This is a genomic window from Cupriavidus sp. 86D6, assembly GCF_057815095.1.
This window is the reverse complement of the sequence record NZ_JBYPSB010000005.1, coordinates 173,244-187,943: the sequence shown is the minus strand read 5'-3', so window position 1 is coordinate 187,943 and position 14,700 is coordinate 173,244. Positions and strand designations below refer to the sequence as shown.

Sequence of the window (14,700 nt, the reverse complement as noted above, 5' to 3'; positions counted from 1 at the left end):
CGCTTTGTGCGGAATCGACAGCATTAGCGGGCCCCCGGGTAAAAACTGCAAGCGCCACGCCCCGACGGCCGCCCCGCATCGGGTCTACCCGCATTCGTCCCACGTTATGTTGACAATCAAAACTCTGTGACCTACAACTTCGTAAACAAATGAAAACGATTTTGTAGACAATTTTGTAGTCACATCGAAATCAACGATGACCTGCGCAAGGTACGCAAGGCCACCAACGGAGACCCGAAATGCCAGTGACCGCTTCGCCCGCCGTCGATACCCTCGGCACGGACGCCCCCGATAGCAACGCCGTGATCAAGCCAGGCTACGACGAGCGGCTGACCAATGAGGATCTTGCCCCGCTGCGCAAGCAGACCTGGGGCACCTACAACATTTTTGCGTTCTGGATGTCCGACGTGCACAGCGTGGGCGGCTACATCACCGCCGGCAGCCTGTTCGCGCTGGGGCTGTCCAGCTGGCAGGTGCTGCTGGCACTGCTGATCGGCATCGTGATCGTGCAGTGCTTCTGCAACCTGGTGGCCAAACCCAGCCAGGTCACCGGCACGCCCTACCCCGTCATCTGCCGCGCATCGTTCGGCGTGCTGGGCGCCAATATCCCCGCCATCATCCGCGGCCTGATCGCCGTGGCCTGGTATGGCATCCAGACCTACCTGGCCTCCAGCGCGTTCCTGGTGCTGGCGCTGCATTTCTTCCCGCAGCTGACGCCGTACGCCGACCTGAAGCAGCATGGCTTTGCCGGGCTGTCCTCGCTGGGCTGGGCCGCCTTCATGACACTCTGGGTGCTGCAGGCGCTGGTGTTCTGGACCGGCATGGAGACCATCCGCAAGTTCATCGACTGGGCCGGCCCCGCCGTGTACGTGGTGATGATTGCGCTGGCCATCTGGCTGGTCAACAAGGCCGGCATCGAGAACGTCAACTTCACGCTGAGCTTCCTGAAGTACCAGGGCTGGGATTCAGTGCCCGTGATGCTCAGCGCCATCGCGCTGGTGGTGTCGTACTTCTCGGGCCCGATGCTGAACTTCGGCGACTTCTCGCGCTACGCCAAGGACTTCCGGTCCGTGAAGCGCGGCAACTTCTGGGGCCTGCCGGTCAACTTCCTGGGGTTCTCGCTGCTGGTGGTGGTGACCACGTCGGCCACGCTGCCCGTGTTCGGCAAGCTGATCACCGACCCCGTGGAGACCGTCAGCCATATCGACAGCACCTTTGCGATGCTGCTGGGCGCGTTCACGTTCATGACCGCCACCATCGGTATCAACATCGTGGCCAACTTCGTGTCCCCGGCCTTCGACTTCTCGAACGTCTCGCCCAGGTACATCAGCTGGCGCACGGGCGGCATGATCGCGGCGGTGGCATCGATCTTCATCACGCCGTGGAACCTGTATAACCACCCGACGATGATCCACTACACGCTCGACGTGCTGGGTGCGTTCATCGGCCCGCTGTTCGGCATCCTGATCTCCGACTTCTTCCTTGTGCGCCGCCAGCGCGTGGTGGTGGACGACCTCTACACGCTGCGCAAGACCGGCACCTACTGGTACCGCCGCGGCTACAACCCCACCGCCGTGGCCACCATGATCCCCTCGGCCATCGTCCCCGTGCTGTGCGTGGTGATTCCGTCGTGGCAGTGGCTGGCCAGCTACAGCTGGTTCATTGGCATGGGCATTGCTCTGGTGCTGTACCGCGCGCTCGCGCCGCGGCTGATGCCGGCCCACATTGCCGATGCCCGCCAGGCCTGATTTCCCCGTGAACGACACCATGAAAATCAAGATCATCAATCCGAACACCACGCAGAGCATGACCGACAAGATCGGCCAGTGCGCCCGGGCCGTGGCCCACGGCGACACCCGCATCGTGGCCGTCAGTCCCCGCATGGGGCCGGCCTCGATCGAGAGCCACTACGACGAGGCGCTGAGCGTGCCGGGTATCCTGGACGAGATCCTGGCCGGCGAGCGCGAAGGCATCGACGGCTACGTGATCGCCTGCTTCGGCGACCCTGGCCTGTTCGCCGCGCGCGAACTGGCACGCGGGCCCGTGATCGGGGTAGCCGAGGCGGCCATGCATGCGGCCAGCTTCATCGGCACCAGCTTCAGCGTGGTCACCACGCTGTCGCGTACCTGCAATATCGCCTGGCACCTGGCCGAACGCTACGGCATGGCGCGTTTCTGCCGCAACGTGCGCGCCAGCGACCTGCCCGTGCTGGACCTGGAAAGGCCGGGCTCCGACGCACGCCGCATCATCACCGAAGCCTGCCGCCAGGCGCTGGCCGAAGACCGCAGCGACTGCATCGTGCTGGGCTGCGCCGGCATGACCGACCTCTGCGACGAGATTGCCGACGCGATCGGCGCGCCCGTCATCGACGGCGTCACCTGCGCCGTGAAGATGGCCGAGGCGCTGGTCTCGGTACGTCTGGCCACCAGCAAGCTGGGGGATTGGGCGCGCCCGCTGCCCAAGCCTTACGCCGGCATGTTGTCGCATTACGCCCTGAACGCGTGACGCCGGCGCACCGGTCCGGTGCCATCCGGCCCGGCGCAGTGCCATTTTTGTGTACGATACGCGTAACTTTTGTCTTCACTCGCTGCGCCCGCAGCGGGATATCGTCCACGACATGGCAACCCGACGCAAAAAATCCGCGGATTCCGAGCCGCCCGCCGCGCAGGACGGCGGCGAGCCCGCGGCATCCGAGGCCGCCGAATCCTCCGTCAATGCAGGCATCTACCAGGATCTGCTGAACGCGATCATGGAGCATCGGCTGCTGGCCGGCACCAAGCTCGTGGAAGAGCGGCTGTGCGAGGTCACCGGCGCCAGCCGCGCCCGGATCCGCCAGGTATTCGCCCGGCTGGCGCATGAAAAGCTGGTCACGCTGGTACCGAATCGCGGCGCATTCATCTCCAGCCCCAGCATCGAGGAAGCGCGCCAGGTCTTCCAGGCCCGGCGACTGGTGGAACCGGAACTTGCCGGCCTGCTTGCCACCACGGCCAACGCCACGCAGATCCGCAGCCTGCGCCGGCATATCCGCCAGGAAGACGACGCCCGCACGCGCGGCGACCGCGCCGCCGTGATCCGGCTGTCGGGCGAGTTCCACATCGTATTGGCCGAGATGGCCGGCAATGCCATCCTGGAAAAGCTGATTCGCGAAATGGTGTCGCTGACGTGCCTGATCATCACGCTCTACGACCGCCCCGGCGCACCGGCCTGCCCCGAGGACGAGCATCGCGTGCTGGTGGACGCCATCGAGCAGCGCAATGCCGCGCAGGCGCAGGCCGTGATGGCCGAACACCTGGCCCACATCGAAAGCTCGCTGGACCTGACCGTGCGCGAAACCGGCGCACCTGACTTCTACAGCATCTTCAGCAAGGGCTGACCGCCCGCACCGCCCGCCCATGGACAAGCTGCTCGCCCTGAAGATGTATGTCGAGACCGTCGATGCGAAAGGCTTCTCGGCCGCCGCGCGACGCATGAACCTGGCCACGTCGTCGGTCACGCGGATGCTGGACGGCCTGGAGGCCTCGCTGGGCACGGTGCTGCTCAACCGTTCCACGCGGCAGGTCACGGTGACCGAGGCCGGCGCCAGCTACTACCAGCAGGCGCGCCAGATCCTCGAAGCCGTGGCCGAAGCCGATGCCTCGATTGCCGATCACGGCGACCAGCCGGTGGGACAGTTGCGGGTATCGCTGCCGGTCGCGTTCGGGCGCTGCTGCATTTCGCCCCATCTGGGCGCCTGGCTGGCGCGCTATCCGCAGCTCGAACTCGATGTCGAATTGACCGACAGCATCGTTGACCTGCTTGGCGCCCGCGTGGATGTCTCCGTGCGGCTGGGCAGCGCGGCGGCCTATGACAACGTGATCGCCCGCGAGATGGGCCGGTTCCGCCGCCTGGTGGTGGCCAGCCCCGCCTGTCTCGACCAGCACGGCTGGCCTGCCGAGCCCGCCGACCTGGTCAACCACCGCTGCCTGCGCTTCAGCTTTGGCGCCCGCGACCAGGTCTGGCGGTTCCAACCCGGAACCAGTGTCGGCGGCGACCCGATCAGCGTGCCCATCGGCGGGCCGTTCCGCAGCAACAATATCGAAGTGTTGCGGGACATGGCGCTGGCCGGCAACGGCATCGCCCTGCTGCCGGACTGGCTCGTCGATGCCGATATTGCGGCGGGCCGGCTGACCGTGCTGTTCGACGACTGGTCGGTCACGCCGAACCAGTCCAGTTCGGTGGTCACCGCGCTTTACCTGCCGAGCCAGCGCGGCTCGCGGCGCATCGCGGCCTTCCTGGACTTCCTGGCCTCGCTGCCGGGGCCGACCGGCCAGCGCGACTGAATTCGCAGACGGATTTCGGTTTGGCCCGCTTTGCTTGTGGCGCAACGCTGAGTTGCGCCACATTGTGATTCCCGCAACGCCCCCGGGCGCCTACGCTCTGGACATCGCAACCCGATCTCCATCCAGAGCCATGCAAGCCCAAACCTCTCCCATTGCCGGCGCGTCCAGCGCCGCCCCCATGTCCGGCACGCTGGTCGCGCTGTTCTCGCTATGCGCCGGTGTGCTGGTGGCCAACCTGTACTACGCCCAGCCGATCATCGAACTGATCGCGCCTGCCGTGGGCCTGTCCGCGCAGAGCGCCAGCGTGATTGTGTCGCTGACCCAGATCGGCTATGCCATTGGCCTGTTCTTCCTGGTGCCGCTGGCCGACCTGCTCGAAAACCGCCGGCTGCTGATGGTCAGCGGCGTGGCCGCGGCGGCCAGCCTGGTAGGCGCGGCGCTGTCTTCGCAACCGGGCGTGTTCCTGCTGGTGTCGCTACTGCTGGGCCTGAGCTCGGTCAGCGTGCAGATACTGATTCCGCTCGCGGCGCACCTGGCGCCCGAGGCGCTGCGCGGCCGTACCGTCGGCACCATCATGGGCGGCCTGCTGTCGGGCATCCTGCTGTCGCGGCCACTGTCGAGCATGGCGGCGCAGTGGTTCGGCTGGCGCGCGGTATTCTTCATCGCCGCCGCCATGACGCTGGCCACCGTGGCCATCATCGCGATGACGCTGCCGCGCCGCGTCCCCCAGCACCGTGCCAGCTACGGCAGCCTGCTGGCCTCGCTGTGGCACCTGTTCACGCGCTTCGCGGTGCTGCGTCAGCGCGCGCTGCTGCAAGCCCTGCTGTTTGCCGCGTTCAGCCTGTTCTGGACCGCCGCGCCGCTGGAACTGGCCGCGCGCTACGGGCTGTCGCAATCGCAGATCGGCCTGTTCGCGCTGGTCGGCGCGCTCGGCGCCGTGGCCGCACCCATTGCCGGCCGCCTGGCCGATGCCGGCCACACCCGCGTGGCATCGTTCGCGGCGCTGATCGTCGCCGCGCTGGCGTTCATCCCCGGCCTGATCCACGGCCACGCCGGCCTGTACGGCCTGGCACTGACCGGCATCGTGCTCGACTTCGCGGTGCAGATGAACATGGTGCTGGGCCAGCGTGCGGTCTACGCGCTCGACGCCCATAGCCGGGCGCGCCTGAACGCGCTGTACATGACCGCGATCTTTGCCGGCGGTGCGGCGGGTTCGGCCATCGCCAGCGCGCTGTACACGCAAGCGGGGTGGCAAGGCGTGGTGGCGGCAGGCAGCGGGCTGGCACTCGTGGCGCTGGGCGTACTGGCCCTCACCGCCCGCCGCTGAGCACGGTATTCCCTCTGCGCCCCTGGCCCACGTCCGCGCAGAGGGGCGCTGAGCCGTCAGCACCTGCGCAGACAGTGGCTTTGCAGTGCATCAGGCCTCAATTGAACTTTGCGCGGCCGTTTCATAGAATCCAGCGCGATGCTGGTCCGGCCTGTTCGACGCGCACCAGCGCCTCCTCGCGCGGAGAATTGCCGATGAAAGCCGTGCTTGCCCACATCATGCGCAGAAAACTGGCGTATGCGGAACTGCCGCTGTTCGTGCATATGCGCGACGAAAGCCTGCCCCCGCAGATTCGGCTCAGCTTCATGCGCGGCTTCGCATTTTTCGTCATGGCCTTCGGCGACCTCAACCGCCACGTGCTGCGCCGGACGCCGCCCTGCGACACCTGGCAGGAACAGGTCAACCTTCATACCTTCGAAGACGACCATCACTGGCCGTGGTACCTGGAGGATTTCGAGACGCTGGGCTGGGACCGCGTCACCACCACCACCGACGCGATGCGCGAGCTCTGGCGCGACGATACCTGCCGCTGCCGCGTCCTGATGTACGACCTGTGCGCGATCGTGGCCGATGCCCACGGCCCCGAGCGCCTGGCCGTGATCGAAGCCATCGAGGAAACCGGCCATGTGCTGTTCTCGCTTACCACGCCGCTCGCGGACGCGCTCCAGGCGCGCCTGGGCGCCGAGCTGCGCTACCTGGGCGCTTACCATCTCGCGCTCGAATCCGGCCATATGCAGCACGCCGACCATTGGGCGCTGGCAGCCATCACGCTGTCAGACGCGCAGCGGCAGCACTGCGTGGCGCTCGTGGACCGCGTGTTCGACGCCTTCACCCTGTGGACGCACGAGGCCGACGACCAGATCCACCGCGCGGCCGCCCTTGCCGCCTGGCCGTACCCGGCGACGATCCGATCGGTGAGCGCGGGCAGTTCATCGTGATTTCCATGGCCCGCCGCCCACGCTGGCCAGCAAGGTGACGATCGCGTAACCGGGCACGGTGCGCGCGCGGTGCGGGCAAGCCGCGGCTCCGCAGCAACCCGAAGCGGGTTTTCCCGCACTGTCCCGTCAAGCAAAACGGATGTCCCGATAAGTCAAACCGTCAACCGTCATTCCCCGATACTTCGCTGGGTCGCGGCCACTCCGCGACTCGCCAGCAGGCCCCCGGCATTGTGCGGGGCGCCGCTGAGAATATCAGGAGACGGTTCATGTCGGGACTTCGTATTTCACGTCCTCAAGTTTTTGCCAGCGCCCCGAGCGCCCGGGCTTCACGTTATTACCCATGGCTGGTCTTTGCGCTGAGCTTCGGCCTGCTGCTGTCCGACTACATGTCGCGGCAGGTACTCAACGCACTGTTTCCGCTGCTGAAGGCGGAATGGGCGCTCACCGACGCCAATCTTGGCGCGCTGGGCGGCGTGGTGGCGCTGATGGTGGGCGTGCTCACACTGCCGCTTTCGATCCTGGCTGACCGCTGGGGCCGCGTGCGCAGCCTGACGCTGATGGCCGCGCTCTGGAGCCTGGCCACGCTGGGCTGCGCCATCGCCAACTCGTTCGGCGAAATGTTCGTCGCACGGCTCTTCGTGGGCATCGGCGAGGCCGCCTACGGCAGCGTCGGCATCGCACTGGTGCTGTCGGTCTTTCCGCGCCATCTGCGCGCCAGCCTCAGCGCAGCGTTCATTGCCGGCGGCGCATTCGGCTCGGTGCTTGGCATGGCGCTGGGCGGCGTGATATCGGCACATTTCGGCTGGCGTATCGCGTTTGTCAGCATGGCCCTGTTCGGCCTGGTGATGGTGGGCTTCTACCGCCTGCTGGTCACCGAGGAGCGCCTGAAGCTCCAACGCGAGGCGCTCAATGAACAGGCTGCCGAGGAACCCCGCCTGGGTCCGATGCCGCTGCGCGCACTGTGCAGCGCCCTGGTCGCTTCGCGCTCGATCATCTGTGCCTACGTCGGCAGCGCCCTGCAGCTGTTCGTGATGGGTTCGCTGCTGGCCTGGATGCCCAGCTTCCTGGGCCGCTACTACGGCCTGGCCACTGCGCAGGCCGGCCTGGGCGCCGCGTGCTTCGTCCTGGTGGGTGGTGCCGGCATGATCGTGTGCGGCGCGCTGACCGACCGTGTGGCACGCCACGCCCCGGCACGCAAATGGCTGATGGCCGTCACGTACAGCGTGCTGTGCTGCGCATTGCTCGGGACCGCGTTCCATCTGCAGGCAGGCACCGCACAGCTGGCCCTGATCGCCGGCGGCATGATGCTCGCAGGCGGCAGCGCCGGCCCGGCCAGCGCCGCCGTGGCCAACCTGACCGATCCCCGCATCCATGCCAGCGCGTTCGCCACGCTGACCCTGGTGAACAACCTGCTCGGCCTGGCGCCGGGGCCCTTCTTCACCGGCCTGATGGCTGACCACATCGGTCTGGCAGGCGCGCTGCAGTGGATGCCCGTTGCCGGCCTGATTGCCGCGATCTGCTTCCTGCTAGGCCGCCGCACCTATAGCGCGGACCTGCAACGCCTGGCGCAACGCCGCACCGCAGCCTGACCGCGCATCCTCCAACCCGCAAGCGATTCAAAGATGTTCTTGTCCCCCGAAATCACCGTACTGCTGGTGCCAGGGCTGCGCGACCACGTGGCAGACCACTGGCAGACCCTGCTGCAAGCCGAACTGGCGGCCCAAGGCCAGAAAGTGGCATCCGTGCCGCCGCTGGAACACCACAAGCTCAGCTGCGCCGCGCGCATGGTCGCCCTCGACCAGGCCATCGCCGCCATCGACGGACCGGTCGTGCTGGGCGCCCACAGCGCCGGTGTGATGATCACCGTGCACTGGGCCCGGCACCTGCACGGCCGCGTGCCGGCCGGCAAGATCCTTGGCGCGCTGCTAGCCACGCCTGCCGACCTGGAAACGCCGATGCCCCCGGGCTATCCGGAAGTGGCCACGCTGGACCAGAACGGCTGGCTGCCGGTGCCACGTCAGGCGCTGCCGTTTCCGTCGTTGCTCGCGGCCAGCCGCAACGATCCGCTGGCCTCGTTCGAGCGCACCACCGCGATGGCCCGGGACTGGGGCAGCGAACTGGTCGATCTCGGCCACGTGGGCCACCTGAACCCCGCGGCCGGCTTCGGGCCATGGCCGGAAGCCATGGCGCTGCTGGCACGGCTGGCCCGCTGAAACGCGGCACCACGGCAGGAAGCGGCCCAGGCCGCGACACAACAACATTTTCACAACACCGTAGTACCCATTCCGACGGGAACCCCCACTACACAAGACGTAAAAAAGGAGACTGTTTCATGAAGCTCAAGGGCATGGCCGTAGCCGCATTGTTCGCCTGTACCGGCAGCGCATTCGCGCAATCCACCGTCACGCTGTACGGCGTGATAGACGCCAGCGTGGAATACGCGAACCACGTTGCCCCGTACTCGGCGGCAGGCTTTACCCCCAATCCGGGCGCCGGCGATACGGTGTATCGCATGAACTCGGGCGGCCTGTCCGGTTCGCGCTGGGGTCTGCGCGGCACCGAGGATCTGGGCAATGGCCTGAAGAGCCTGTTCGTACTGGAAAGCGGCTTCAGCGGCGACAACGGCACCATGCAGCAGAGCGGCCGCCTGTTCGGCCGCCAGGCATTCGTTGGCCTGCAGCACCAGACGTTCGGCCAGATCACGCTGGGCCGTCAGTACACGTCGCTGTTCGCGGCGATGGCCAACTTCATGCCGACGGCCTACGCCACGCAGTACGAGCCGGCGGCCTTCATGGCCGGCAACAACTTCCGCGAGGACAACGTGCTGGCCTACAACGGCACGTTCGGCCCGCTGACCGCCATGGCGCACTTTTCGTTCGGCGCGGGCGTCCCCAACCTGCCGGCCGGCACAATCGCGTTCGGCGGCAACGGCGAGGTGCCGGGTGCCTTCCGTCGCGACAATGCCTTCGGTGCGGCCGCCGTGTACGCGGCCGGCCCGTTCGGCGCGGCGATTGCCTATGACCAGTGGAATCCGTCGATCAACAACGTGGCCGGCGTCTACCAGGGCAACACCGCCACGCTGAAGAAGGCTTCGGTGGCGGCCAGCTACACGATTGGCGCGGTCGCCAAGATCATGGGCGGCTACCGCTGGGGCAAGGCCGAGAACAACGCCACGAACGCGCAGATCCAGCGTGACGACTACTACTGGATCGGTGTGAACTACCAGGTGACGCCGGCCATTGGCCTGACGCTGGAATACGACTACGACGACCTCAAGCGCGACTACTTCAACCGGACCAATGCGCCGAATCCGTGGCAGGTTGCCTTTGTGGCCAACTACGCGTTCTCGAAGCGCACGGATCTGTACCTGAGCACGGCCTACGCCAAGCATGCCGGCCTGACCCTCGATGGCGCCAACACGAACCAGCTGGCATCGACCGGTGCCACGGGCAACAGCTACATCCTGGGCAACGGCCAGAGCAGCATGGTCGGGGTCAGCCTCGGCATCCGCCACAAGTTCTGATCATGTAGGGATCGGCACAGCTGGACGGGATACTCCTGCACCCCGCCGTCCAGCCGTGTCGAGCTTCGTTTGGCCGCCCCGGCGTGCGCGCTGGCGTGGCCATTTTTTATGGCGCCGGCGCCTTGTCCGCCTGTGCCTGCCGCGCCCGCCACTTCGATACGCTGCAGCCGTACTGCGCGCCGAACCAGCGCGAGAACGCGCTCAGCGACGAGAAGCCCAGCAGCGTGGCCACCTCGGACAGCGGCCGTGCGCGGTTCTCGATATAGCGCGTGGCCAGGCTGGCCCGTGCGTCGTTGAGGATGTCCGAATAGGTGACGCCGTCCTGTGCCAGCCAGCGATGCACGGTGCGCCGGTCCACGTTGAGCTGCTGGGCCACACGATCGACCGAGCACATGCCGCTGGGCAGCAGCGCATGCACGAGCTTGCGCACCTTGTCGGTCATGCTGGTGTCCGACTGCGCCAGCAGCGTGCCCAGGTAGAGCTTGACCTGCTGCGCCATGACCGGATCGTAGGACGGCAACGGCGCTTCCAGGTCCTTGGCCACGCAGACAATGCCGTCGAAGTCCTGCCCGTAAAGCGCCGGCATGCCGAACACGCGCATGCAGGCGGCCTGGCTGTCGGGTGCCCCATGCGTGAAGCAGATGCTGCGCGGACGCCAGGCCGGACCCAGGAACAGCGTCAGCATGCGGAACATCACGCCCGCCGCCAGTTCGGTGGCCTGACGCAGGCTGCCCGGGGTGTCGCTCAGGATATGCAGGCGGATCAGCACCACGTCGTCCACATCTTCCACCCGCATGACCAGCGCCTCGTTCTGCAGGCCCATGTAGCGGACCATCGACTCCAGCGCGCGGCGCAGCGTGGGTTCCTCGCGCACCACGAAGGCCAGGGGGCCGAGGTTCGCGAACGGGCGCAGTTCGGCCATGCGCAGGCCGAAATCGTCCACTTGCGCGGCGCTGGCCGAGGCCTCCAGCAGCTTGCCCACCAGCGCGGCGGGGATGCGGATGTCGGGGTCCAGCAACGCATTGCGGCTGATGCGTGCGGCACGCAGCATCTGGTGGGGATCGAGCCCGACGGCCCGTGCCACATCCACGTAGTTGGTAAGGCTGGCACTGCGCAGAAAGTAGGACATCGCGTTTTCCCTGACTGTCCCCAAATGTAAATCGAGCGTCCCCGATCGTCAAATTGCAGCGCACCGTTCGCCGATACTTCCATCACCGCAGCACGCACCCTACATAGGAGACCAACATGCAATTCCTCGACGATTCCCTGCATCCGGAAAACATGGACAAGGTGGTCATCACCGTGGCCCCGTACGGCCCCGAGTGGATGCCCGAAGATTTCCCGGAAGACATTCCGGTCACCATGGAAGAACAGATCCAGAAGGCCGTCGACTGCTACAACGCCGGCGCCACCGTGCTGCACCTGCACGTGCGCGAACTGGACGGCAAGGGCTCCAAGCGCCTGTCCAAGTTCAACGAACTGATCGCCGGCGTGCGCGCCGCGGTGCCCGACATGATCATCCAGGTGGGCGGCTCGATCTCGTTCGCCCCGGAAGACGAAGGGCAGGCCGCCGTGTGGCTTTCGGACGATACGCGCCACATGCTGGCCGATCTGACGCCCGCCCCCGACCAGGTCACCGTGGCGATCAACACCACGCAGATGAACATCATGGAACTGCTGTACCCCGAGTACCTGGCCGGCACGTCGCTGTCGAACCCCGCGTACATCGAGGCGTACCGCGAGATGACCGTGCCGGCCGGCCCGGGCTGGGTGGAAGAGCACCTGCGCCGCCTGTCGAACGCGGGCATCCAGCCGCACTTCCAGCTGACCGGCATGCACGCCCTGGAAACGCTCGAACGCATGGTGCGTGCCGGCGCCTACAAGGGCCCGCTGAACCTGACCTGGATCGGCATCGGCGGCGGTTTCGACGGCCCGAACCCGTTCAACTTCTTCAACTTCATCCACCGCGCGCCGGACGGCTGCACGCTGACCGCCGAATCGCTGCTCAAGAACGTGCTGCCGTTCAACATGATGGCGATGGCGATGGGCCTGCACCCGCGCTGTGGCATCGAGGACACCATCATCGACCAGCACGGCAACCGCATGACGTCGGTGCAGCAGATCGAGCAGTGCGTGCGCGTGGCGCACGAGCTGGGCCGCGAGATTGCCACGGGCAAGGAAGCGCGCGAGATCTATCGCATCGGCACCTGGTACGACAGCGTGGATGAAACGCTGGCGGCCCACGGCATGCTGCCGAACCGCCAGTCCGGCCAGAAGAACCTGCCGCTGCGCCGCGCGGCCTGACCCACCCCCTAGCCCACGACCGCCATGTCGCTCACCACCGATACCCGGCCCGCCAACCCCTGCATCAACATCTGCCGCATGGACAGCGCGCGCCGGTATTGCCAGGGATGCGGCCGGACCTCGACCGAAATCGGCCTGTGGGACGGCATGACCGACGCGCAGCGCGCCTTCATCATCGAGGCGCTGCCTGCGCGGCGCGGCCGACGGGCGGCAGGCCAGTCCTGATCGCCCCAGCATTCCCGGCGACGCGCGGCACAATGTATGCGGTGCGCGCCGGCTGTTTCACCGGGTCTGCCGATTCCAACGCGACGACACGTTCCTCTACAGCCCAATGCGCGGGCAGGTCCGGCTTTCTATACCTACAAGACCTATCATGGAGACAAAGATGCCGAACCAACCTGCCCCCCTTCGCATGCGCCGCGCGATCCTGGCGGCCATCCTGACGCTGGCGATGCCGGCCGCCATGGCCTGGACCAGCAAGCCCGTGCGCGTGCTCGTGCCCGCGCCTGCCGGCGGCACCATGGATGTCATGGCGCGCGTGCTGGCCGAACAGCTGGCTGCCGACCTTGGGCAGCCCGTGGTGGTCGACAACAAGCCGGGCGGCGGCGGTGCCATCGCCATCAACACGATGCTGGCCGCGCCCGCCGATGGCCAGACCATCATGGTGACAGCCACCAATGTGCTGACCGAAGTGCCGCAGGTGCAGAAGACGCCGTACGACACCATGAAGGATGTTCGTCCGCTGGCCGCGGTTGGCCGCTCGCGCATGGTGCTGGTCGGCGCGCCGAACCTGCCGGCCAAGGACCTCAAGAGCCTGATCGCGTACGCCAAGGCCAATCCGGGCAAGCTCAGCTTTGCCTCGTACAGTGCGGGCACCGCATCGCACTACGCCGGCGCCATCATGAACCAGGAAGCCGGCATGGACCTGCAGCACGTGCCGTTCGCGGGCTCCGGCCCCGCACTGGCCCAGGTGATGGGCGGCCAGATCCCGTTGATGTATGACGGCATGGTGACCTCGCTGCCGATGATCCGCGCCGGCAAGCTGCAGCCCTACGCAGTGGCGTCCCGGACGCGGTCGCCGCTGCTGCCGCAGGTGCCGACGTTTGCCGAGCAAGGCTACCCCGATATCGACTTCAGCAACTGGGTGGGCGTGATCGCGTCCGCGCAGATGCCGGCCGACGTGGCGCAGAAGATCCAGAGCGCGGTGTACAAGGCCGCGGCCAACCCCAAGGTGCGCGAGCGCCTGGAGGCGCTGGGCTACGAGCCGATGCCGGCCCAGTCGCTACAGGACCTGAACCAGTCGCTGCACGCGGAATACGACCGCAACGCAGGCATCGTCAAGACGTTCAACATCAAGCCCTGAGCGCATCTCCCCATCGTTTCTCAACCACAGGCCGTCATTGCCACGGCCTGCCTCTTGTCCTATAGTTAGCTGCATGGCTAACTATCAAGTCTCGGTAAGCGACGTATTCCACGCGCTTGCCGATCCCACCCGCTGCGCCATCGTCTGCGCGTTGGTCGGCGGCGCGCAAACCGTGTCGTCGCTGGCGGCGCCGTTCGACATGGCGCTGCCGTCGTTCATGAAGCACGTGACGGTGCTGGAACGCAGCGGCCTGATCCGCACCTGCAAGGCCGGGCGCACCCGCACCTGCGAACTGGTGCCGGAAACGCTCTCGCTAGCCGAGCAATGGCTGGCCGAGCAGCGCGCCGTATGGGAAGCCAGGTCCGACCGCATGGTCGATTTCGTCGAGCGACTGCATCAAGAGGAGCAAACCCATGCCGGAAAACGCCGCTGAATCCCGCGATCTCGTGATTTCCCGCGTACTGCGCGCGCCACGGTCCGCGCTCTGGCGCGCCTGGTCGGACCCCGCCCTGCTCAAGGAATGGTGGTGCCCCAAGCCGTGGACCACGCAGGTGCGCGACTTCGACCTGCGGCCGGGCGGCAACTTCCATACCTTCATGCAGGGGCCGGACGGGGGCACCAGCGACAACCCCGGCTGCTTTCTCGAAGTCGTGCCGCAGTCTCGGCTGGTATTCACGTCGATGCTGACCGGCGGCTGGCGCCCGCACAAGCCGTGGCTCGGCTTCACCGCCATCATCACGATGGAAGACGACCCCAACGGTAGCCGCTATGTCGCCCGGGTCATGCACCCCGACGACGCCACGCGCGACCAGCACGAGAAGATGGGCTTCTTCGAGGGCTGGAACACCGCCATCACACAGCTCGACGACTTCGCCGCGACCCTGCGCTGAGGCCGACGCACCCGCACCGGCCCCGCAGGTGGCTCG

General features: G+C 66.8%; 15 protein-coding genes. 14 read left to right on the top strand and 1 reads right to left on the bottom strand.

Annotated elements, in window-relative coordinates:
* Positions 1-239: 239 nt before the first annotated feature.
* The 9 genes from AC3G88_RS14245 (at position 240) to AC3G88_RS14205 (ending at position 10,107) form a co-directional block, all read left to right on the top strand.
* Positions 240-1,748 carry an NCS1 family nucleobase:cation symporter-1 gene (locus AC3G88_RS14245; RefSeq protein ID WP_488772102.1) on the top strand — a complete coding sequence of 503 codons (1,509 nt, stop codon included), beginning with the start codon at positions 240-242 and terminating at the stop codon, positions 1,746-1,748.
* Between the two features lie 19 nt (positions 1,749-1,767).
* On the top strand, positions 1,768-2,505 hold the full coding sequence (locus AC3G88_RS14240) for an aspartate/glutamate racemase family protein (protein ID WP_488772103.1): 738 nt from the start codon (positions 1,768-1,770) through the stop codon (positions 2,503-2,505).
* A gap of 112 nt (positions 2,506-2,617) precedes the next feature.
* On the top strand, positions 2,618-3,373 hold the full coding sequence (locus AC3G88_RS14235) for a GntR family transcriptional regulator (protein ID WP_488772104.1): 756 nt from the start codon (positions 2,618-2,620) through the stop codon (positions 3,371-3,373).
* A 19-nt stretch (positions 3,374-3,392) separates the two neighbouring features.
* A complete protein-coding gene (locus AC3G88_RS14230) occupies positions 3,393-4,319 on the top strand; it encodes a LysR family transcriptional regulator (RefSeq protein WP_488772105.1) in 927 nt (308 codons plus the stop codon).
* A 130-nt stretch (positions 4,320-4,449) separates the two neighbouring features.
* Positions 4,450-5,646, top strand: a complete 1,197-nt coding sequence (locus tag AC3G88_RS14225) for an MFS transporter (protein ID WP_488772106.1) — start codon at positions 4,450-4,452, stop codon at positions 5,644-5,646.
* A 194-nt stretch (positions 5,647-5,840) separates the two neighbouring features.
* The gene (locus tag AC3G88_RS14220) at positions 5,841-6,584 is read left to right on the top strand and encodes a hypothetical protein (RefSeq protein ID WP_488772107.1); all 744 of its coding nucleotides are present in this window, start codon (positions 5,841-5,843) and stop codon (positions 6,582-6,584) included.
* Between the two features lie 266 nt (positions 6,585-6,850).
* Positions 6,851-8,173: an MFS transporter gene (locus tag AC3G88_RS14215; RefSeq protein WP_488772108.1), complete on the top strand. Its 1,323-nt coding sequence runs from the start codon at positions 6,851-6,853 to the stop codon at positions 8,171-8,173.
* Positions 8,174-8,206: 33 nt separating this feature from the next.
* A complete protein-coding gene (locus tag AC3G88_RS14210) occupies positions 8,207-8,797 on the top strand; it encodes an RBBP9/YdeN family alpha/beta hydrolase (RefSeq protein WP_488772109.1) in 591 nt (196 codons plus the stop codon).
* A gap of 119 nt (positions 8,798-8,916) precedes the next feature.
* Complete coding sequence (locus AC3G88_RS14205) at positions 8,917-10,107, top strand: porin (protein ID WP_487522365.1); 1,191 nt, start codon at positions 8,917-8,919, stop codon at positions 10,105-10,107.
* A gap of 106 nt (positions 10,108-10,213) precedes the next feature.
* On the opposite strand, the gene AC3G88_RS14200 is transcribed toward AC3G88_RS14205, so the two are convergent.
* Positions 10,214-11,236: an AraC family transcriptional regulator gene (locus AC3G88_RS14200; RefSeq protein ID WP_488772110.1), complete on the bottom strand. Its 1,023-nt coding sequence runs from the start codon at positions 11,234-11,236 to the stop codon at positions 10,214-10,216.
* 116 nt (positions 11,237-11,352) lie between these two features.
* Between AC3G88_RS14200 and AC3G88_RS14195 the strand changes: the two genes are divergently transcribed.
* The 5 genes from AC3G88_RS14195 (at position 11,353) to AC3G88_RS14175 (ending at position 14,664) form a co-directional block, all read left to right on the top strand.
* On the top strand, positions 11,353-12,411 hold the full coding sequence (locus AC3G88_RS14195) for a beta-keto acid cleavage family enzyme (RefSeq protein WP_092599243.1): 1,059 nt from the start codon (positions 11,353-11,355) through the stop codon (positions 12,409-12,411).
* Positions 12,412-12,435: 24 nt separating this feature from the next.
* A complete protein-coding gene (locus tag AC3G88_RS14190) occupies positions 12,436-12,636 on the top strand; it encodes a DUF1289 domain-containing protein (protein WP_488772111.1) in 201 nt (66 codons plus the stop codon).
* Between the two features lie 160 nt (positions 12,637-12,796).
* Positions 12,797-13,774 carry a Bug family tripartite tricarboxylate transporter substrate binding protein gene (locus tag AC3G88_RS14185; RefSeq protein WP_488772112.1) on the top strand — a complete coding sequence of 326 codons (978 nt, stop codon included), beginning with the start codon at positions 12,797-12,799 and terminating at the stop codon, positions 13,772-13,774.
* A gap of 73 nt (positions 13,775-13,847) precedes the next feature.
* A complete protein-coding gene (locus tag AC3G88_RS14180; protein WP_488772113.1) occupies positions 13,848-14,207 on the top strand; it encodes an ArsR/SmtB family transcription factor in 360 nt (119 codons plus the stop codon).
* Complete coding sequence (locus AC3G88_RS14175; protein WP_488772114.1) at positions 14,188-14,664, top strand: SRPBCC family protein; 477 nt, start codon at positions 14,188-14,190, stop codon at positions 14,662-14,664. The genes AC3G88_RS14180 and AC3G88_RS14175 overlap by 20 nt, the downstream gene beginning before the upstream one ends.
* Positions 14,665-14,700: the final 36 nt, after the last annotated feature.